We start from the raw sequence: 19960 nt of genomic DNA, 5'->3' as shown, positions 1-19960 counted from the left end.
CATAATCCCTATCATTTAAAAACTCAAACGGCTTTTGCTGTTTTAAGTTCAAAATGAAAATCAGCAGCAGTATATGAAGGAGAAACAACACCGACTCGAACTAAATAATCACCAAAGAATTCATTACTATTTCGATTACTTCGATAATCGAAAAATAATTCATCGAGTAATGACAAAATATCTTTTTCACCAATATTATCACGATAAATAACACCCAGCCGCTCGCCATGATGACCGGCACCCAAAAATAAATTGTATTTTCCCGGCCCTTTACCAACCAGTCCTATTTCAGCAAGGTAGGGTCTTGCACAGCCATTAGGACATCCCGTCATACGCATTGTAATCGGTTGCTCGCTTAACTCATGCTTTTCTAATAAGAGCTCAACTTGATCCAGCAAAGAAGGCATATAACGCTCCGCTTCTGCCATTCCCAAACTGCACGTTGGTAAACTAACACACGCCATTGCATGACGTCGAAGCTTAGAAACTTCATCACCAATTTTTATCTTATGTTCGTTAACGAGCTGTTCAATCACAGACTTATTTTCTTCTGTAATATTGGCAATAATTAAGTTTTGGTTGGCAGTCAAACGAAAGTCCCCGGTATGAACTTTTGCAATTTCTCTAAGTCCCGTACGCAATCGATATTCACCCTCGTCTTTTATACGCCCGTTCTCTATATACAAATTTAAATGCCAACGGCTATCGTAACCTTGAATCCAACCATAACGATCACTGTTGCTGACAAACTCAAAAGGTTGTTCGGTTAATAGTTTCCAACCAAGCCGATGGTTCAGCTCCTCCTTGAACCAGTCAATCCCTCGGCTGGCAATCGTATATTTGAAACGAGCCAATTTTCGTTGCACACGATTGCCATAATCTCGCTGTATTTTTATTACTTGCTCTGCGACAGCTAACACTTGCTGCGGAAAACAAAAACCAATGACATCAGCAACACGCGGATGCGTTTCGGGATCGCCATGAGACATCCCCATTCCACCACCAACGGTCACATTGAATCCCAATAATCGTCCTTCTTTTATGATCGCGATAAATCCTAAATCGTGAGCATAAACGTCAACGTCATTATAGGGAGGAATGGCAACCACCGTTTTAAATTTTCTAGGTAAATAATGTTTTCCATAAATAGGCTCATCCGTTTTCTCAGCGGTTTCATTTAGACTCGTTGAGTACTTTTCACCGTTCAACCAAATTTCGTGATAGGCTTTAGTTTTGGGCAATAAATGCTCGCTAATTCGAACAGCCCACTGATAGACTTCTTGATGTGCTTTAGATTCAACAGGATTTGGATTGCACATCACGTTTCTATTTACATCACCACACGCAGCGATTGAATCGAGTAAAACCTGGTCCATTGCCTGCATTGTCGGCCGCAAATTATTTTTCACAATACCGTGCAATTGGAAAGCTTGACGTGTTGTTAATCGAATGGTGTTGTTACCAAAATCAGACGCGATTTTATCCATCGTCAACCATTGCGCTGGAGATGCTATCCCCCCAGGCACGCGTGCACGAAGCATAAAACTGTACAAAGGCTCTAGTTTTTGTTTACGTCTTTCATTTCTTAAATCACGATCGTCTTGCTGATAAATACCATGAAACTTAATAAGCTGTTGATCGTCAATAGCAACTTGTCCGGTTACTGGATTGGCTAAGCTTTCTTTAATGGTTCCTCGCAAATAGTCCGAACGATCTTTAATGTATTCATTTTCTGCAAGCCCTTCAGGCAATTCTTTCTCGAAAATATCCGTTGTTTTAGAGTCTGACATTAGTATACGTCCTTCTGATAACGACCCGCTTTTTTCATTTCAGTCAGGGTTGCTTTGGCTTGCTCTTCGGTTTTATCACCTTGAGTCTTGAGTACTTCAATAAACGCATTTTCTACTGCTTGCCCCAGTCGATCTTTATTGCCACACACGTATAAGTGAGCGCCCTCTTGAATCCACTCATAAATAGCTTTCGAATGCTCTCGAATTTTATCTTGCACATATACTTTTTCTGACTGATCGCGAGAAAATGCTAAATCAATTTTTGATAGAACGCCTTTTTTTAAATATTGCTGCCATTCTAACTGATACAAAAAGTCGGTCGAAAAATGTGGGTTACCGAATATCAGCCAACTATTACCGGCAGCATTATCGGCAGCACGTTGTTGCATAAATCCACGATAGGGAGCTATTCCAGTACCAGCGCCTACCATAATAATTTTGGTGCTACTGTTCTCAGGTAATTTGAAGTTTTTATTTTTTTCGACGAAGACTTTGACGACATCATCTGTTTGCAACTGCGATAACAATGTACTTGCGGCTCCATTACGCTCGCTTCCATTACGGAATTCTCGCACCAGACCAACCGTTAAGTGCACCTCTTCATCGACTTCGTCCTGACTACTGGCGATAGAATACAGACGAGGAGTTATGCGGCGCAATTGCGATATAAAAGTTTGGGCGTCGAAGGAAGGACGGCTTACTACATCAAAATACTTAGCCAATAGTTCAGGCACTTGAAACTTCAAGATAAATTTAGATAACTTAGCTCTATCTTGAGCGATAGAGATTAATTCTGAACTTCCACTAAAATTAGCCAACCAACTAACAAACTGGGGTCCTACTTGTGTGAGCTCCAGGTCATTCTTCAGTGCTTCAAATAATGACTTTGTTTCTTCTCCCACAGTAACTTCCACAGTTCCGTCTAAAGAGAGCGCATTAAGTGTTTGCTTAACTAACTCATCCTGATTAACAGGCCAAACACCCAAGGCATCTCCCGGTTGATAAGTGAGGCCTGATTCTTCTAGATCAACTTCGACATGCAGCGTCGGTTTTGTCGAACCGCTGGCTGTTATCGACACAACATCCAATACCTTGGCTGGGTAAGGATTGAACTTATCAAATGAAGAATTATCAGGTTCCACCACCCTTAAGTGTGGAGCTTGCTCTGTGGCAATGTTCACCGAAGCGTTTGTCGAGCATTCAGCTAAATTGTTTTCTCGCTCAAGGTGTTCAAGAACTTGCTTCGACCAAGCTTGAGTTTCATTTAAGTAATCAACATCGCAATCCACACGATCAAACAACCGCTTTCCGCCCAACCGAGCAAATGCCTCATCGAAGTCTTTACCAGTCTGGCAAAAGTACTCGTAACTGGAGTCGCCCAGCGAAAGCACCGCAAACTCCAAAGACGATAAGTCTGGCGCTTTCTTGCTATTGATAAACTCGTGAAGCTCGATGGCATCGTCCGGTGGCTCTCCTTCACCATGAGTACTGGTAATAAGAAATACTCGCTGTTCTTTTTTAAGTAACTTGGGGTTGTAATCTGCAACATCGACAAGAACAGCTTTGTTATTCGCTTGTAAGAGAAATTGATACAGCTTTTCTGCCACACCACGCGCATTCCCCGTTTGCGAGGCGTATAAAATCGTCGAAGTTACCACTCGCTGTTTTTGCTGCGACGTCGGAGTTTGTAATGCTGATTTTTGAGCTAAAGACTGACTTGACTGCTCAAGAGACCCCGCCTGACCGACAACCGCGCTCACATCTTTTAGCCCAACAGCAGAGCCCGTCGCGGCTAATCCCGCCAGATAGCCGCTTAACCAGTTCACCTGTTCTATTGAGAGGTCACCGATCGCATCTTTCACCTTGTTGACCTGCTCGGTCGAAAGAGGCGCAGCAAATTCTTGAAGTAAATTGGCAATCATGCCCAAATGCCTTTTCTTATGACAAACTTGGGCAAAGCTTAGAGAACTTAAAAACGATTCGGAACGAATCGCCAGATATGTCGACCTAACTTAAAGGCATATAAGAGATTAAGTGAATGTTAAATATGGAATTTGGCTCAATAAATGGAAGTACCATTATTTCAAAATATTATTCGTTTAAATTACAGTCAGTGCCCCATAAATAAGATTCACTTTCGACTGTCATAATCCTTGTCATTGAACATCTTATTCAAGCATGTCATTTCTACTTTCGAAAAATTAAAACTTAACACTTGTGTACCTGTTTCCATATCTCCATCGAAATCATTTAGCTCCAGCTCAACAACTTTAACGTTTTCAAATGTCCATGTTTTATAGTTTTCCTTCTTACCACCAATTCGAGTATAAAATTTAATTTCAACCTTCTTTATATCTTTCCCTTCTGCATACTGCTGTAACATCATAGGCGTATGCGGCCCTTGTTCAGTGACAATTACGCAAGGAGAGTATTTATCATTAAAATCATTACTCCCACCATCGTCTAACAAACTTGTTTTAAATTGAAAGTCAATCACTGGTAGTCCTTTTGTTGAATCTGAATAGGAACCTAAAGGAGTACCGTCTGCGTCCCAAACACTAAGCATTATATTATTTGAATTTGATTTCATAGTTTATTCCTAGTTTATTATTTATTATCACTATTAGAGTTTAATTTAACATTTAAAATGCCCCGCTAATCAACGACGACACAAAGGAGCTCGCCCTGAAGATATAGCTTGCTGATACATCGGCAAAACATTTTTTAATTGGCTGGTTATCTTTTTAATACGAGCCTCTTCCGACGGATGAGTTGATAAAAACTCGGGCATCGATCCCTCGCTCATTTGTGCCATTTTTTGCCATAAGGTCACCGCTTCACTTGGATCAAATCCAGCTTGAGCCATCAAACGCACCCCCAATGAGTCAGCTTCTTTTTCATGCTTACGACTGTATTTTAATACCACACCTTTTGTCGCTAGTCCCAAGGCACCGAGTGCCATTTGCTTTTCGGGAGTTGGTTCACCGGCAATAATAGAAACGAGTTGCAAGCCTTGCTGCGCCAATGCTGTTTGGCTCATTCGGGCGTTACCATGGTTCGCCCAAACATGCCCTATTTCATGACCGATGACAGCCGCTAACATTGCAGGTGAATTAGCAGTATCTAACATACCTGTGTGCACACCAATTTTACCACCTGGCAAAGCAAAAGCATTGGGTGAGTCATCTTGAAAAACATTCACTTCCCAGGTTTGACCTTTCAGCTCGCTGGGTAAATGTTGCAACAACCTATTCGTAACACACCGAACATACTCTAATGTTCTTTTGTTCGACACAACCTTCTGCTGCTCTTTCATTTGAGAATAAGCAGTAATTCCCATTTGTGACATTTGATCACCCGAAAAAAGTAATAACTGTTTTTGCCCTGTAGGAGAAACCGCACAACTTAAAATAGATAAACATAGAATGAAAAAAGTTAGGTACCGAAACATAGTGTTTCCTTTTTATTTAATATTTTTTGAACATACCAAAAAGCGAGGCTCTTTTATATTGAAGCTTTTTATAATCGAAATTTTATCATAACAAACCGCTTCTTAATTAATATTAACAATCCGGTCAACCCAATGTTAATTTCTCTTTTCTAATACTGCAATTTCTACCTAACCAGGCCTTTTTGCTCCTAGAAGTCCTATTGTGTAACCCGCACTCTTCAATTTTTTTGAAGCTCTTGAATTTAAGCTTAATAGTGTCAGAAGATTAATTAGCGGAACAAAAAGTAAAAAGAAAACAAATATTCTGGTAACGATATGACTTTCCATACCATCAAGCATTTTCGCGACACCGATAATCGAAATTACCAGGGATACTAGTACAAAAATCAAGACAAAGGGGCCAATGACAAAACGCAAAGCGACTGCACTAAAATAAATCAGTATCGCATAAATAATGAGTCGTTGACCTGTCGCAACTTTCTCGAACTTAATGTTTTGAGATGAGTCCAGAGGCTGCAATTCGGCCTCAGGCGGCTTGTAAACATTATTCTTAGTCATAATCATCGCCTATTCAGCAAGCAGCTTTCCTTGTAGCAAACTCAATTGGTTAATCCACTCAATTTTTTAAAAGCTATAAGTTTAACAACAAGAACAATTGAAAATTTATAACCGAAAGTAAAATCAAACGCTACAAAAAAACCCGCTTAAAAGCGGGTTTTTTAACGATCAATTCACTGCTTAACTAAGCTTCTACAGTTACTTGATTAGCAACCGGTATAGTCACTGAGTTAGCGAGCTTTTGATACTCTTCCATTTCATGGAAGTTCATGTACACGTAGATATCATCTGACATGCTGTCGATTTCTTTCGCATATTCCATGTACTCTTGTACTGAAGGTAACTTACCTAATACCGCAGATACCGAAGCTAACTCTGCTGAAGCTAAGTAAACATTAGCACCTTGACCTAAACGGTTCGGGAAGTTTCGAGTAGAGGTAGAAACCACGGTCGACTTAGGCTTAACTCGCGCTTGGTTACCCATACACAATGAACAGCCCGGCATTTCTAAACGCGCTCCTGATTTACCAAAAATGTTGTAGTAACCTTCTTCCATCAATTGATGCTGATCCATCTTTGTTGGAGGAGCAATCCATAAAGTCGTTGCCAAAGTACCTGGCTCAACTTTATCTAACAACTTACCTGCAGCGCGGAAGTGACCAATATTCGTCATACAAGAACCAATGAAAACTTCGTCAACCGTGTCACCAGCGACTTCACTTAACAAACGTGCATCGTCAGGATCGTTAGGCGCACATAACACCGGCTCTTTTAAGTTATTCAAATCGATTTCGATAACAGCTTCGTACTCTGCGTCTTTATCCGCTTCCATTAATTCTGGATTCGCTAACCACTCTTCCATTTTTTCAATTCGACGAGAAATAGTGCGCTCATCGCCGTAACCATTTGCAATCATCCACTTAAGCAACACAATGTTTGACTGAAGGTATTCGGTTACTGATTCTTCAGAAAGTTTAATAGTACAACCCGCCGCAGAACGTTCTGCTGACGCATCAGATAACTCAAACGCTTGCTCAACGGTTAACTTTTCAAGACCTTCAATCTCTAGAATACGACCTGAAAATACATTTTTCTTGCCAGACTTTTCAACCGTTAATAAACCTTCTTGAATCGCATAATAAGGAATTGCATGTACCAAATCACGTAGCGTGATTCCAGGTTGCATCTCACCTTTAAAACGAACCAATACAGATTCAGGCATATCCAATGGCATAACGCCCGTTGCCGCAGCAAAAGCAACCAAACCAGAGCCTGCAGGGAAAGAAATCCCCATTGGGAAGCGAGTATGAGAGTCACCACCCGTTCCAACCGTATCGGGAAGCAACATGCGATTTAACCAACTATGAATAATTCCATCGCCTGGACGTAATGACACACCGCCACGGTTACGAATAAAATCAGGCAAGGTGTGTTGAGTGTCGACATCAACAGGTTTTGGATAAGCCGCGGTATGACAGAAAGACTGCATCACCAAGTCAGCAGTAAAACCTAAACAGGCTAAATCTTTTAATTCATCACGAGTCATTGGACCGGTTGTATCTTGAGAACCGACAGTTGTCATTTTCGGCTCACAGTATTGATTAGGACGAACACCAGCAACACCGCAGGCTTTGCCTACCATTTTCTGCGCTAGCGTAAATCCTTTACCTGAATCTTTAACATCAGCCGGTTTACGGAAAAAGTCAGCTTCTGGTAAACCCAAGAATTCACGTGCATTGGCTGTTAATCCACGACCAACGATCATTGGGATTCGGCCACCCGCTTGAACTTCGTCAATCATAACGGAAGTTTTTAGTTTAAATTCAGAAATGACATTTCCGTCTTTTTCAACTTTACCTTCGTATGGGTAAATATCAATGACATCGCCCATTTCCATTTTATCGACATCAACTTCAATGGGTAACGCACCCGCATCTTCCATTGTATTGAAGAAAATTGGCGCAATTTTGCCACCTAAACAGAAACCTCCGCCGCGCTTATTCGGTACGTAAGGAATGTCTTCACCGGTGCACCAAAGAACCGAATTCGTCGCTGACTTACGTGAAGAGCCCGTTCCAACAACGTCACCTACATAAGCAACAGGATGACCTTTCTCTTTCAATTTTTCGATAGTTTCTAGCGGATTACCTTCTAAGCCTTCCCGTGGATTTTTCAACATCGCTAATGAGTGCAATGGAATGTCAGGACGAGACCAAGCGTCTTGTGCTGGCGACAAATCGTCGGTATTCGTTTCGCCAGGAACTTTAAATACGGTGACGGTAATTTTTTCTGGAAGCGCATCGCGCTTTTTAAACCATTCAGCATCAGCCCAAGATTGAATGACGTCTTTTGCAACCTCATTACCGGCTTTCGCTTTGTCAGCAACATCGTGGAAAGCATCAAACATTAAAATAGTGTGCTTTAATTGCTCACCCGCAAGTTTTGCTAATTCACTGTCATCTAGCAACTCAACCAAAGTCGAAATGTTATAGCCGCCTAACATGGTGCCCAACAACTTAACAGCGTGTTCTTTATCAATCAGTGGTGAGGTAGCTTCACCTTTCGCGATGGCCGATAAGAAACCTGCTTTTACGTAAGCCGCTTCATCAACACCAGGAGGTACGCGATGAGTGATCAACTCAACCAGAAAGTCTTCTTCACCCGCTGGAGGATTTTTTAGTAATTCGACCAAGTCATTGGTTTGCTCAGCATTTAAAGGTTTGGGAGGTATCCCGTCTGCCGCGCGCTCATCAACATGCTTACGATAGGCTTCTAACACGTTTTATTCCTCGTTTAAGTACAAATTTATTAAGAAGATGCTGCTAAAAATAGCCAAAAATAACCCATTTGGCAGCAACTTGCTGAAATTCGGGTGCGTAATTATACAAGATTCATTGCTCAGAATAAATTGATACCTGAGACATAAGCGGCTGTTTAACAATGAAAATGGATATAAATACTGGTGAAAAATGAAAGAAAAGTAGTTTTTTTTCAAAAATTAACTGCGTAATTTGGCCATATCGGCGGGCGTATTCACACTAAACTCAGCTTGCGGACAATCGATAGCGATAACTTCTGCTTCTCGATCCTGAATGATCAAATCGGCAGTTTCTTCTTTTTCAAGTGTCGTCAGCTCGTAAAAAAGATGGTGAGGAATTACCGCAGGAATCGTCAGCCGTCCATCAACGGAAGAAGCGATGATTTTTTTGGGCTCTTTCTTCGAAGCCTCCACCAACGCCTTATAGTGCTCTGCGGGGATAAATGGCTGATTACAGTACATTATCAGCAGTCGGTCGACATTAAACTCTCGCTTTACCGCATAAGCCAGCGAAACAGCAATGCCCTGTTTCCAGTTTTCAGTGTACAAAATATTAACGTTAAATTTACTCACTTCAGCTTCAACACGATGCCGATAAGCCCCGGTGACTACGGTAACATTATCAGAGACCGATAGTGCCCTGCGGCAAGCTTGAGCAATCAAGGTATTGCCGTGATAGTCGATCATCTGCTTGCAAACTTTCAGCCGACTGGATTCGCCTCCCGCCAAAACCAGCACCGATAACTCAATCATAAAGCTCCGCTTTTATAATTAATGAGCATATTAACTAAGAATAGCACATAGATTTAATTAAATAGCAAAACCCGCTCCGGAAACATACCTCCAACAAAAAAGCCGGCAAATATACCGGCTTTTCAAACTGTTAAATCAACAACTTTAAGTTATTTGAAAGCTTGTAAGCCCGTTTGTGCACGGCCAAGAATTAGGGCATGAATATCATGGGTTCCTTCGTAAGTATTAACCGCTTCCAAATTCATCATATGTCGAATGACATGATATTCATCGTTAATGCCGTTTCCACCGTGCATATCTCGTGCTGTGCGAGCGACATCAAGCGCTTTACCACACGCATTCCGCTTAACCAGTGAAATCATCTCAGGAACGAACCGCCCCTCATCGATTAACCGACCAACCCTCAGAGAGGCCTGTAAACCTAAAGTTATCTCCGTTTGCATATCTGCCAATTTTTTCTGCACCAGTTGAGTGGCAGCTAACGGACGATCGAACTGTTTACGATCCAATGTATATTGTCGAGCAGCGTGCCAACAGGCCTCTGCGGCCCCCATTGCGCCCCAGGAAATACCATATCTCGCCATGTTCAAACAACTGAAAGGACCTTTTAGACCTTTAACTTCGGGAAATTTATTCTCCTCGGGAACAAACACATTATCCATGACGATTTCACCCGTAATCGATGCGCGAAGAGAAAACTTACCTTCAATTTTAGGCGCCGTTAGCCCTTCCATGCCTTTTTCGAGAACGAAACCGCGAATATCGCCGGCGTCGTCTTTGGCCCACACCACGAAAACGTCAGCGACTGGTGAGTTGGTGATCCACATTTTAGAGCCCGTCAGAGAATATCCACCGTCCACTTTCTTGGCGCGAGTTTTCATTCCCGCAGGATCTGAGCCCGCATCGGGTTCAGTCAATCCAAAACATCCGATAAACTCACCGGATGCTAACTTTGGCAAAAACTTTTGACGCTGCTCTTCAGTACCCCACTTATAAATTGGGTACATCACCAATGACGACTGCACACTACAAGCCGATCGATAGCCAGAATCGACGCGCTCGACTTCACGAGCAATAAGACCATAGGCGACATAACTGGTACCTGCACAATCATAGCCTTCGATGGTTGACCCTAACAGACCTAAAGCACCAAGCTCGCGCATAATTTCGACATCAAATTTTTCATGGCGATTGGCTTCTAATACTCTAGGCAATAGCTTTTCCTGAGCGTATTGGCGAGCCGAGTCACGGATCATCCGCTCTTCTTCTGTAAGTTGATCATCCAATAAAAGGATATCGTCCCAATTCGATAAAACTCCACCTGACATAGTGCGCCTTCCAGTTGTTAAAATGGGTGATTATAGAGATCTGAGCCGCATAACAAACTCAGACCAGTCCATTATTGCTCGATCCTGTGACGGAGTCGAGACGCTTTCGCGTTAATTACTTTCATTATAATGGAGTTAACTTATTAATACGAAGGGGATTTTCCTAGAATCTCATAGATTCACGCAGTGCTTGATCGCCGTCAACTCGATGGCATTAATGATTATCGAACCAGTCAGAAAACGCCGCGCGAATGCCTTTGTAAATGAACCGATGTGCCTCAGCAGTCAAATGAACACCATCGGCCGCCCAAATCGAGCCATCCTTTTGCTCCTCTCTGCCAAGAAAACTCGATACATCGATGCATTGAACTTGATTGCTTTCAGTTAATTCAAGCAATGCTTGATTGAATATTACACTGTCCTCTTGCTGACGAATTTGTCCATGGCAATTTACTTGACCGCTCATCTCATCGGGAATGATTGGCATTGTCATTAATAAAGGTTCGCACGACTTTTCTTTAATCACATCGATTGCTCGTTGCATATGTCGAACAAATATTTCGAGTGGAACGCGATTTTTGTTTTTATGAATCACGATATCGTTCAAGCCATACGCCAAAATCACATGATGACGTTGCCCTCGAACGAAACGAGCAGTTAGTTCACTTTCTAAACGAGCAACCAATCCATCGGTCGTTTCGCCAGCAATCCCCAGATTATAAGTACGAGTCGGTAAATACGTCTGAGAACGGTTGTCAGCTTCCCCATTCTTAGAAGATAATTCTGACTTGTTAGAAAGATAGGACTTAAAAGCATCCACTTTAAGACGGTCAACCCAACCACCCTTTTCGACATCGTGCTCACCAAAGACTAAACTATCGCCAAAACACAGAATAATATTCACAATACTAAGTCGACTCACTCAAATTAGAGACAGAAAAGGTTAAAGCATTTACGGATAAAATCAATGGTGATAAATTCTTACTCATATTCAGAAATTTAAAGGCAATCCCCATGAAAAACCTCACCTTAGCACGACAATTGTCCCTTGTTATAATCGGGTTGTTATTTGTCACATCAGGAACGGCCTCCGATAAATCCTTGTGGCAATTAAACAGCGATAAATCAAAGCTCCATTTTGTTTCGACAAAAAAGTCTTCCATAGCAGAAGTCAATACATTTAAAACTCTTTCGGGTGATGTATATAAAGATGGAAAGGCAAACATCTCTGTTGATTTGAACAGTGTGGAAACCAATATCGAGATTCGAAATGAAAGAATGAAGAAACATTTATTCAATACCTCAAAATACAACCAGGCGAATGTTTCAACTATGATCGATACCAAACTCCTCGCTCAGTTAAAAAAAGGAGAGTCTCGCACGGTGCCAATTAAGTTTAAATTGTCATTGCACGGAAAAGAAGTCGATCTTACAACTGATGTTTCCATAATCCGGAAAAATAAGAACCAACTATTAGTATCTACAGTAGCTCCGGTTATTATTGATGCAAAATCTTTTGATCTCGTGCCTGGTATCGAAAAGTTAAAAGAACTCGCTAAACTATCCTCTATTAGTTCAGCGGTTCCGGTTTCATTCCATCTTCAATTCGACCGAAAAAATTAATCAATAATATGGAGAGTGTTAACTTAGAAACCATAGGAGTTATTCACTCTCCTTTCAAAGAAAAATTTTCTATTCCCCGGCAACCAGGACTCGTTACAGAAGCTAGCATGCAACTCGAGTTAAACCCTCCGTTTAATCATCCCGACTATATTCGAGACATAGCGCAGTACAGCCATTTGTGGATCTTGTTTTTATTTCACAACCACTTAGATCGAACGCACGCTCCGTTAGTAAGACCGCCTCGCCTTGGAGGTAATCAAAAAATAGGTGTCTTTGCAACTCGCAGTAGTTTTCGTCCAAATAATATCGGCATGTCAGTCGTTCCATTAAATAAAGTACTTATAGAAAATGGGCAAACGATTTTACATTTGGGTATTGCCGACCTTCTCGATCAAACACCAGTCATTGATATTAAACCTTACATTCCATATTCCGATAGTATCGCTGATGCACATGGCGGCATGGCGAAACTAGCGCCAGAGACAAGAATAAAAGTCGAGTTTACTCAACAAGCCGAACAGTTTTTACAACAAGTTAATTCAACTTATCCGAGACTTAAGCAATTTATCATTCAAGTTCTTGCGCAAGATCCCAGACCTGCATACAAAAGAAATAAAGCCGATCAAAAAACTTATGGCGTCAAGCTGTATGAGTTTGATATTACTTGGCGTATTGAAGAACAAATAATACGAGTGGAAAACATACTTTACGCATAGCCAATCAAGGGTAGTAAAAAGAGTTTCCCCGATAAATCGGAAAAACCCTTCTCAACATGGCGTTAGTTATGATTGAAATTTTAAAATGAAAATTATAAATCCATTTAAAACTGAGTACTCACGCCGACCATCACTACCCATGGATTAATATCGACATCAACCGTTGTTGCGACATTACCATCAACAATCACATCGGCATCCGTACTAATATCCAAATAATACAAGTTGCCATTGAAAGACCATTCATCAGAGATTGGAAGATCAAATCCTGCTTTTAAAGCGAAACCAAAAGAATCATCAAGTTCTAAATCCGTTGAAGTTGCTCCTAAAGTTGTCGTTAGTGCATTACTTGTTTTGTCGTCAACAAAAGTTGTGTAATTCAATCCAAATCCAAGATGAAACGTTTTCTCATCGTTTAAATAGTAAAGTGCCGAAAATGTTGGTGGAAGATGTTTCACTTCTCCGATACTTAATCCACTGAGGTCTCCGGTACCTTTAATATCGTGCGCAAAAGGTAAAGCGGCAAGAACCTCAAAGCCCCAACGGTTATTGATTGCATATTCAAAACTAAAACCCAGTCCTGTACTGCTATCTACTGCAACGCCATCATCACCCAATACCGAACCACTGTCGTCATTCGGAGAAACGTGTGCTGCGCCAATTCGAAAGGTCCAGTCGGAATCATGATTATCGGCAAAAGCGGGTACAACTAGCGCAGAAAGAACGGCTAACCCCAAAACAGAAAACTTCATTATATTTATCTCCAATCAATTATTGATATTGCGGAGACAATATTACTGTCTGAGCAGTTGAATAAACTGATCCAGATCAGTTCAAACCAGGCGGGATAAATTAAGTAGTAAATCAATTGATCGAGATCAGGTTTTATCAATAGCAAATAAAAGCAATGAACAATAAACAAACTAAAAACAAAAATATAAAGACATAAAAAAGCCAGGCGTTGCCTGGCTTTCATCTAGGATTCTAGAAATTAAAGACCGATTACCGATCTTTAATGTCAACCCACTGAAGATCTTCTGGCCCAGTGTAATTAGCTGATGGACGAATAATCTTTCCATCAACTCGCTGTTCCATAATGTGCGCCGCCCAACCCGTGATTCGCGAAATAACAAAAATCGGTGTGAACATTGCGGTCGGAATACCCATCTGGTGATAAGACACCGCAGAGAACCAGTCGAGATTCGGAAACATTTTCTTTTCGTCCCACATCACTTGCTCTAATCGCTCAGCAATATTAAACAAATTCATATCACCTTGTTCTTGCGACAAATTACGTGCAACTTCTTTTATCACTTTGTTTCGCGGATCAGACACAGTGTAAACAGGATGACCGAAACCAATGACGATTTCTTTTCGCGCCATACGTTCTTTAATGTCACCCTCGGCTTCGTCCGGTGATGTGTAACGTTTTTGAATTTCTAAAGCGACTTCGTTAGCACCACCATGTTTTGGTCCACGTAACGCACCAATTGCTCCACACACAGCGGAGTACATATCTGAATTAGTACCGGCAATAACACGGCCGGTAAATGTCGAAGCATTGAACTCGTGCTCAGCATACAGAATTAATGAAATGTGCATGGCTTTTTCCCAAGACTCGCTTGGCTTTTCGCCATGAAGCAAATGTAAGAAATGAGCACCTATTGAATCGTCGTCAGTTTCAACATCAATTCGTCGTCCATTGTGACTGAAGTGATACCAGTAAAGAAGCATTGATCCAAACGATGCCATTAAGCGGTCAGCAATATCACGAGCGTCAGGTGCATTATGATCATCTTTCTCAGGTAAAACAGTGCCTAAAACAGAACAACCGGTTCGCAAAACGTCCATTGGATGTGCCGCAGCAGGAATACATTCTAAAGCCTCTTGAACAGCTAAGGGTAAACCACGTAACGCTTTTAATTTAAATTTATAATTTTTTAATTCCGCTTCCGTTGGCAACTTACCATGAATCAATAAGTAAGCAATTTCTTCAAACTCAGCTTTTTCAGCAAAGTCTAATATGTCATAACCACGATAAGCTAGATCATTTCCGGTTCTTCCAACGGTACACAAGGCAGTGTTGCCAGCTTCAACACCCGAAAGTGCCACCGACTTTTTTGGTTTTTTCTTTTCTTCTGCCACTTTTATTTCTCCTTATTTTCAGCAAACAGTGAATCGAGCTTTTGCTCGTAACTGTGATAATTAAGATAATCGTATAATTCTTCGCGTGTTTGCATAATGTCGATCACATTACGCTGATGTCCATCATTTTTTAAAGCTTCGTAAACGGTGATTGCACCTTTGTTCATCGCCCGGTAAGCGCCACAACAATAGAGCACAATATCAACACCCATTTCACCTAATTCTGGCGTCGAAAATAATGGCGTTTTACCAAACTCAGTGATGTTTGCCAAAATAGGCACTTTCACCGCTTCTTTAAACTTTTTGTAATCTTCAAGATTGTTCATCGCTTCAGGAAAGATCATATCGGCGCCCGCTTCAACACAGGCAATAGCTCGCTCAATCGCGCCGTCCATACCTTCAACGGCCAAAGCATCGGTACGCGCCATAATGACAAAGTCGTCATCCGTTTTTGCATCTACGGCAGCTTTAATACGATCGATCATTTCTTGCTTAGATACGACCTCTTTGCCTGGTCGGTGGCCACATCGTTTCGCGGCAACTTGATCTTCGATATGACAACCCGCAGCACCCGCTTTAATTAAAGATTTAACGGTACGAGCAATATTGAATGCGCCACCCCAACCAGTGTCAGCATCCACTAATAAAGGCAAATCACACACATCGGTAATTCGACGAACATCAATCAAAACATCTTCCAAAGAGCTGATGCCTAAGTCGGGCATACCAAGTGAGTTTGCAGCAACACCACCGCCCGATAAATAAATCGCTTGATGACCTACACGCTTTGCCATGTGAGCTGTGTAAGCATTAATCGTTCCAACAACTTGAAGCGGTTTGTTATCCGCTACCGCGGCACGAAACTTCGCACCTGGACTTAGTGTTTGACTCATATCACTCTCTTATCTTGTCGTGTTTTAACTTTACGCAAACAAACTTAAGTAAAGCTTGTCCACATCTAAAATGGCCTTTCCAATTTTTATTTTATCAATAACAAATACGGTTATTGATAAATAAAAACTATGCAGGTTCCATTTCCTCCAATTTAACTTTCCAAATAGCAGGGCCCGTTTTATGAACCGACTCACCTTTGGTATCGACCGCTACAGTAACTGGCATATCTTCGACTTCAAATTCATAAATGGCTTCCATTCCCAATTCTTCAAAAGCCACTACGCGAGATTTTTTAATCGCTTTAGAAACGAGATAAGCCGCACCACCGACAGCCATTAAATAAACGGCCTGATGTTTTTTAATCGCTTCAATTGCAATATCGCCTCGTTCGGCCTTACCGATCATTCCCATCAAACCAGTTTTGTCTAACATCATGTCGGTGTATTTATCCATTCGAGTTGACGTTGTTGGGCCCGCGGGACCGACGACTTCTTCTCGAACAGCGTCGACCGGCCCGACGTAATAAATAAACTTACCATTAAAGTCGACACCTTCTGGCAAAGACTCACCTTTGGCAAATATGTCCTGGATACGTTTATGAGCCGCATCACGTCCGGTAAGAATTTTTCCAGACAGTAATAAAGTTTCACCAGGCGCCCATTCAGCAACCTCTTCTTTAGTGACTGTATCGAGATTAACTTTTCGAACACCTTCGCCAACTTCCCATGTCACTTCAGGCCAATCTTCAATTTTAGGCTCTTGCAATTCAGCCGGGCCTGATCCATCGAGTGTAAAATGAGCATGACGAGTTGCCGCACAATTTGGAATTAGAGCGACCGGTAACGAAGCAGCATGGGTTGGACAATCTTTAATCTTTATATCAAGAACGGTGGTTAATCCACCCAGACCTTGAGCACCGATGCCTAACTTATTAACCTTTTCAAACAATTCTAAACGCAACTCTTCAACGGAATTTTGCGCCCCACGCTCTTTAAGTTCATGAATGTCGATAGGATCCATCAAAGACTCTTTCGCCATGACCATCGCTTTTTCGGCGGTACCACCAATACCAAGACCTAACATACCAGGTGGGCACCAACCGGCTCCCATTTTTGGAACTGTTTCTAATACCCAGTCAACAATGGAATCGTTCGGATTCAACATGACAAATTTCGACTTATTCTCGGATCCACCACCTTTCGCAGCGACATCAACTTCCACTTTTTCACCGGGAACCATATCGATATGAACCACTGCAGGTGTATTGTCTTTAGTATTTTTACGAGGCCCAACTGGATTTTCAACCACAGAGGCACGCAATGGATTGTCAGCATTGGCGTAAGCCCGTCGAACACCCTCGTCGACCATTTGCTGAACAGTAAGATCAGACTCCCACTGGACATTCATGCCGATTTTAACAAATACCGTTACAATACCAGTATCCTGACATACCGGGCGGTGGCCTTCGGCTGACATCCGAGAGTTAATTAATATTTGAGCGATTGCATCACGAGCACCCGGATTCTGTTCTTTCTGATACGCTTCGTGCATCGCATCCACAAAATCTTTTGGGTGATAATACGAGATAAACTGCAGCGCACTTTCAACGCTGTCTATGAAGTCGGCTTTTTTAATGACCGCCATGAAGTCCTCCGATTAGAAAAAGGGGGATTGAATAAAAGGGAGTTTGCGGCTTATTATTGCACCGCACAACCTTACATCAATTGTCAATAGGGTTCAACGATTCGAAGTAAAACTTTGTTATTATACCTGAAGTTTGCAGTCGTGTTCAGCCGCTTAGTTGGTCATAGTTTATCCAAGTATGCCTAAGTGCGTTATAACTTTTTTATTTGAGAATATTCAATGTGGTTCAAAGAATTAAATTACCTGGGTCGTCATTCGGCAGAACATTACTTTGCGCCCTTTGTAGATGCACCTTATTCCCTTTTACTCGACAGTGGTGGCTCTGACCAATCCAATAATCGATACGACATCATTCTCGTGTACCCGAGTGATGTCTTACTTCGCGAAAATGATGAAAATATCGCAATAAATATTCACAGCGGAGAAAAAGAGTCGGTTGCAAATGTGTTTGATTGTATGAATAACTGGTTGGCCTCGGTTGAAACTCCATCATTTAGCTCGAATGAACAATTGAATTGCTTTCAAACACAGCCATTTGTCGGCGGACTGGCCGGTGCATTTGCCTACGACCTAGGTCGCACTCTCGAAAAACTACCCGATAATGCTATCAATGAATTGAAAGTTCCAGATCTGGTAACCGGTCGTTACTGGTGTCCTTTAATCATCGATCATCAAGCGCAAAAAGTTCAGCTGTACAACTTTTATAATCTCGATGACACGTTTCAAAGAATTCTAAATGCAATTAACTCATTTACCGCAGAGTCTGACGAAAATATTAACCACTTTACGATGACCAGTGATTGGAACTCCAACTTAACACAACAAGATTACGCTCAAAAATTTGAGCAAGTAAAAAACTACATTCGCTCGGGCGATTGTTACCAAATAAATTTAGCGCAACGATTCGAAGGACATTTCACCGGAAAAGAATGGTGCGCCTATCAATCATTACGTAAACTAAATTCGGCGCCCTTCTCTGCGTATTTAAATTTTTCATCAGGCACCTTAATGTCGTTATCGCCAGAACGATTTATTGAAGTTAAGGGACGCGATGTTCAAACTCAACCGATCAAAGGAACCCGTCCACGTGGCAAAACCCCCGAAGATGATGAACATCTAAAAGCTGAATTAAAAAACAGTGCAAAAGATCAAGCTGAGAACTTGATGATAGTTGATTTATTACGCAACGATTTAGGCCGCACGGCAATTGCAGGAAGTGTTGAAGTAACGGAATTATTTGGCGTGTATTCTTTTCCATCGGTTCATCACTTAATCTCAACGGTTCGTTCGCAAATCAATGACACCACTTCTGCCATCGATGTTCTCAAATCGGCTTTTCCTGGTGGTTCGATTACCGGAGCTCCGAAAATTAGAGCCATGGAAATCATCGAAGAACTTGAACCTCATCGCCGTCATTTTTACTGCGGTTCTATCGCCTACTTTAGTTTTAACGATAAAATGGACAGTAATATACTCATTCGTTCTATCATTTCTTTCGAGCAAAAGTTATACACCTGGGCTGGTGGAGGATTGGTTAATGATTCCGAATGCGGTCTCGAATACGATGAAACTTTTGCTAAACTGAGTAAGATACTAACGCCATTAAATGAATTATGAATCTGACACCTGACGCTTTAGTTGACTTATTTATCGATGGTCAAATCAATGATCGTACAGCGGATATAGATACAACGCGCAACGATCAATTACTCACTCCCGCTGCCGTACTGGTTCCATTAGTCGAGCGGAAAGTGGGCCAGCGTTATGGGTATCATGTTTTACTGACACGACGAGCCAAACATTTAAAACATCATGCCGGGCAAATAAGCTTTCCCGGTGGCCGAAGAGAAGAAAAAGATTTGGATTTAAAGCACACTGCTTTACGCGAAACCTTTGAAGAAATCGGTATTACACCCAATCGTATTAATGTTATTGGTGAATTGCCCAAACATGAGACACTGACCCGTTATTTAATGACTCCATATGTTGGTATTTTACAAGACGACTATCAGCTCAAAATTGATACTTCTGAAGTCGAAGAAGCCTTTGAGGTCCCCTTAAGTTTTATCTGTAACCCAGCCAATCAAAAGTTACAAAGCGCAATGTTTCAAGGAGAAAAGCGCTACTACTATTCTATCAACTACCTGAATTACAATATTTGGGGAGCAACCGCTCGCGTACTGGTCGAGTTTTCTAAACACCTAAATAGCCTGTCTGAGAGATTCGACCACTCAATCTGA

At 41.6% G+C, this 19960-nt stretch carries 17 protein-coding genes; 4 read left to right on the top strand and 13 right to left on the bottom strand.

The window, feature by feature from the left end:
* Window positions 1-23 precede the first annotated feature (23 nt).
* From cysI to FAX86_RS18340, 9 genes are all read right to left on the bottom strand, one after another.
* Entirely contained in the window at window positions 24-1790 is a 1767-nt protein-coding gene (gene cysI / locus FAX86_RS18380) for an assimilatory sulfite reductase (NADPH) hemoprotein subunit (protein WP_144394949.1), read from the bottom strand.
* Complete coding sequence (locus tag FAX86_RS18375; RefSeq protein WP_144394948.1) at window positions 1790-3712, bottom strand: assimilatory sulfite reductase (NADPH) flavoprotein subunit; 1923 nt, start codon at window positions 3710-3712, stop codon at window positions 1790-1792. The genes cysI and FAX86_RS18375 overlap by 1 nt, the downstream gene beginning before the upstream one ends.
* A gap of 209 nt (window positions 3713-3921) precedes the next feature.
* On the bottom strand, window positions 3922-4380 hold the full coding sequence (locus tag FAX86_RS18370) for a type VI secretion system tube protein Hcp (RefSeq protein ID WP_144394947.1): 459 nt from the start codon (window positions 4378-4380) through the stop codon (window positions 3922-3924).
* 69 nt (window positions 4381-4449) lie between these two features.
* Window positions 4450-5241 (bottom strand): M48 family metallopeptidase, encoded by a 792-nt coding sequence (locus FAX86_RS18365; RefSeq protein WP_144394946.1) that lies wholly within the window; start codon window positions 5239-5241, stop codon window positions 4450-4452.
* Window positions 5242-5409: 168 nt separating this feature from the next.
* Complete coding sequence (locus FAX86_RS18360; RefSeq protein WP_144394945.1) at window positions 5410-5799, bottom strand: hypothetical protein; 390 nt, start codon at window positions 5797-5799, stop codon at window positions 5410-5412.
* A gap of 184 nt (window positions 5800-5983) precedes the next feature.
* A complete protein-coding gene (gene acnB, locus FAX86_RS18355; protein ID WP_144394944.1) occupies window positions 5984-8578 on the bottom strand; it encodes a bifunctional aconitate hydratase 2/2-methylisocitrate dehydratase in 2595 nt (864 codons plus the stop codon).
* A 219-nt stretch (window positions 8579-8797) separates the two neighbouring features.
* Entirely contained in the window at window positions 8798-9370 is a 573-nt protein-coding gene (locus FAX86_RS18350; protein ID WP_144394943.1) for a nucleotidyltransferase family protein, read from the bottom strand.
* A 149-nt stretch (window positions 9371-9519) separates the two neighbouring features.
* The gene (locus FAX86_RS18345; RefSeq protein ID WP_144394942.1) at window positions 9520-10698 is read right to left on the bottom strand and encodes an acyl-CoA dehydrogenase; all 1179 of its coding nucleotides are present in this window, start codon (window positions 10696-10698) and stop codon (window positions 9520-9522) included.
* A gap of 214 nt (window positions 10699-10912) precedes the next feature.
* Window positions 10913-11602 (bottom strand): SGNH/GDSL hydrolase family protein, encoded by a 690-nt coding sequence (locus FAX86_RS18340; protein WP_164503666.1) that lies wholly within the window; start codon window positions 11600-11602, stop codon window positions 10913-10915.
* Between the two features lie 110 nt (window positions 11603-11712).
* Here FAX86_RS18340 and FAX86_RS18335 point away from each other — a divergent pair, with 110 nt between their 5' ends.
* Window positions 11713-12321: a YceI family protein gene (locus FAX86_RS18335; RefSeq protein WP_144394940.1), complete on the top strand. Its 609-nt coding sequence runs from the start codon at window positions 11713-11715 to the stop codon at window positions 12319-12321.
* A gap of 8 nt (window positions 12322-12329) precedes the next feature.
* Window positions 12330-13037 carry a tRNA (N6-threonylcarbamoyladenosine(37)-N6)-methyltransferase TrmO gene (gene tsaA / locus FAX86_RS18330; RefSeq protein ID WP_144394939.1) on the top strand — a complete coding sequence of 236 codons (708 nt, stop codon included), beginning with the start codon at window positions 12330-12332 and terminating at the stop codon, window positions 13035-13037.
* Between the two features lie 104 nt (window positions 13038-13141).
* On the opposite strand, the gene FAX86_RS18325 is transcribed toward tsaA, so the two are convergent.
* The 4 genes from FAX86_RS18325 to FAX86_RS18310 form a co-directional block, all read right to left on the bottom strand.
* Complete coding sequence (locus tag FAX86_RS18325) at window positions 13142-13789, bottom strand: OmpW/AlkL family protein (protein ID WP_144394938.1); 648 nt, start codon at window positions 13787-13789, stop codon at window positions 13142-13144.
* Between the two features lie 250 nt (window positions 13790-14039).
* On the bottom strand, window positions 14040-15182 hold the full coding sequence (gene prpC, locus FAX86_RS18320) for a bifunctional 2-methylcitrate synthase/citrate synthase (protein WP_144394937.1): 1143 nt from the start codon (window positions 15180-15182) through the stop codon (window positions 14040-14042).
* Between the two features lie 2 nt (window positions 15183-15184).
* Window positions 15185-16075, bottom strand: a complete 891-nt coding sequence (gene prpB / locus FAX86_RS18315; RefSeq protein WP_144394936.1) for a methylisocitrate lyase — start codon at window positions 16073-16075, stop codon at window positions 15185-15187.
* 127 nt (window positions 16076-16202) lie between these two features.
* Window positions 16203-17720: a fumarate hydratase gene (locus FAX86_RS18310; protein ID WP_144394935.1), complete on the bottom strand. Its 1518-nt coding sequence runs from the start codon at window positions 17718-17720 to the stop codon at window positions 16203-16205.
* Between the two features lie 219 nt (window positions 17721-17939).
* On the opposite strand from FAX86_RS18310, the gene pabB reads away from it, so the two are divergent.
* Window positions 17940-19337 carry an aminodeoxychorismate synthase component I gene (pabB, locus tag FAX86_RS18305; protein ID WP_144394934.1) on the top strand — a complete coding sequence of 466 codons (1398 nt, stop codon included), beginning with the start codon at window positions 17940-17942 and terminating at the stop codon, window positions 19335-19337.
* Window positions 19334-19960, top strand: a complete 627-nt coding sequence (locus tag FAX86_RS18300) for an NUDIX hydrolase (RefSeq protein ID WP_144394933.1) — start codon at window positions 19334-19336, stop codon at window positions 19958-19960. The genes pabB and FAX86_RS18300 overlap by 4 nt, the downstream gene beginning before the upstream one ends.

It is taken from the genome of Pleionea sediminis, assembly GCF_007570825.1.
GTDB lineage: Bacteria > Pseudomonadota > Gammaproteobacteria > Enterobacterales > Kangiellaceae > Pleionea > Pleionea sediminis.
The sequence above is the reverse complement of the archived record's forward strand: the minus strand, read 5'-3'. Positions and strand labels throughout refer to the sequence as shown.

What these genes read in the sequence shown, in the direction of transcription:
- FAX86_RS18350 (WP_144394943.1), bottom strand. Translation starts at nt 9,370, where the DNA reads ATGATTGAGTTATCGGTGCTGGTTTTGGCGGGAGGCGAATCCAGTCGG.
- FAX86_RS18360 (WP_144394945.1), bottom strand. Translation starts at nt 5,799, where the DNA reads ATGACTAAGAATAATGTTTACAAGCCGCCTGAGGCCGAATTGCAGCCT.
- FAX86_RS18335 (WP_144394940.1), top strand. Translation starts at nt 11,713, where the DNA reads ATGAAAAACCTCACCTTAGCACGACAATTGTCCCTTGTTATAATCGGG.
- FAX86_RS18325 (WP_144394938.1), bottom strand. Translation starts at nt 13,789, where the DNA reads ATGAAGTTTTCTGTTTTGGGGTTAGCCGTTCTTTCTGCGCTAGTTGTA.
- pabB (WP_144394934.1), top strand. Translation starts at nt 17,940, where the DNA reads ATGTGGTTCAAAGAATTAAATTACCTGGGTCGTCATTCGGCAGAACAT.
- prpB (WP_144394936.1), bottom strand. Translation starts at nt 16,075, where the DNA reads ATGAGTCAAACACTAAGTCCAGGTGCGAAGTTTCGTGCCGCGGTAGCG.
- cysI (WP_144394949.1), bottom strand. Translation starts at nt 1,790, where the DNA reads ATGTCAGACTCTAAAACAACGGATATTTTCGAGAAAGAATTGCCTGAA.
- FAX86_RS18375 (WP_144394948.1), bottom strand. Translation starts at nt 3,712, where the DNA reads ATGATTGCCAATTTACTTCAAGAATTTGCTGCGCCTCTTTCGACCGAG.
- FAX86_RS18310 (WP_144394935.1), bottom strand. Translation starts at nt 17,720, where the DNA reads ATGGCGGTCATTAAAAAAGCCGACTTCATAGACAGCGTTGAAAGTGCG.
- tsaA (WP_144394939.1), top strand. Translation starts at nt 12,330, where the DNA reads ATGGAGAGTGTTAACTTAGAAACCATAGGAGTTATTCACTCTCCTTTC.
- FAX86_RS18370 (WP_144394947.1), bottom strand. Translation starts at nt 4,380, where the DNA reads ATGAAATCAAATTCAAATAATATAATGCTTAGTGTTTGGGACGCAGAC.
- FAX86_RS18365 (WP_144394946.1), bottom strand. Translation starts at nt 5,241, where the DNA reads ATGTTTCGGTACCTAACTTTTTTCATTCTATGTTTATCTATTTTAAGT.
- FAX86_RS18300 (WP_144394933.1), top strand. Translation starts at nt 19,334, where the DNA reads ATGAATCTGACACCTGACGCTTTAGTTGACTTATTTATCGATGGTCAA.
- FAX86_RS18345 (WP_144394942.1), bottom strand. Translation starts at nt 10,698, where the DNA reads ATGTCAGGTGGAGTTTTATCGAATTGGGACGATATCCTTTTATTGGAT.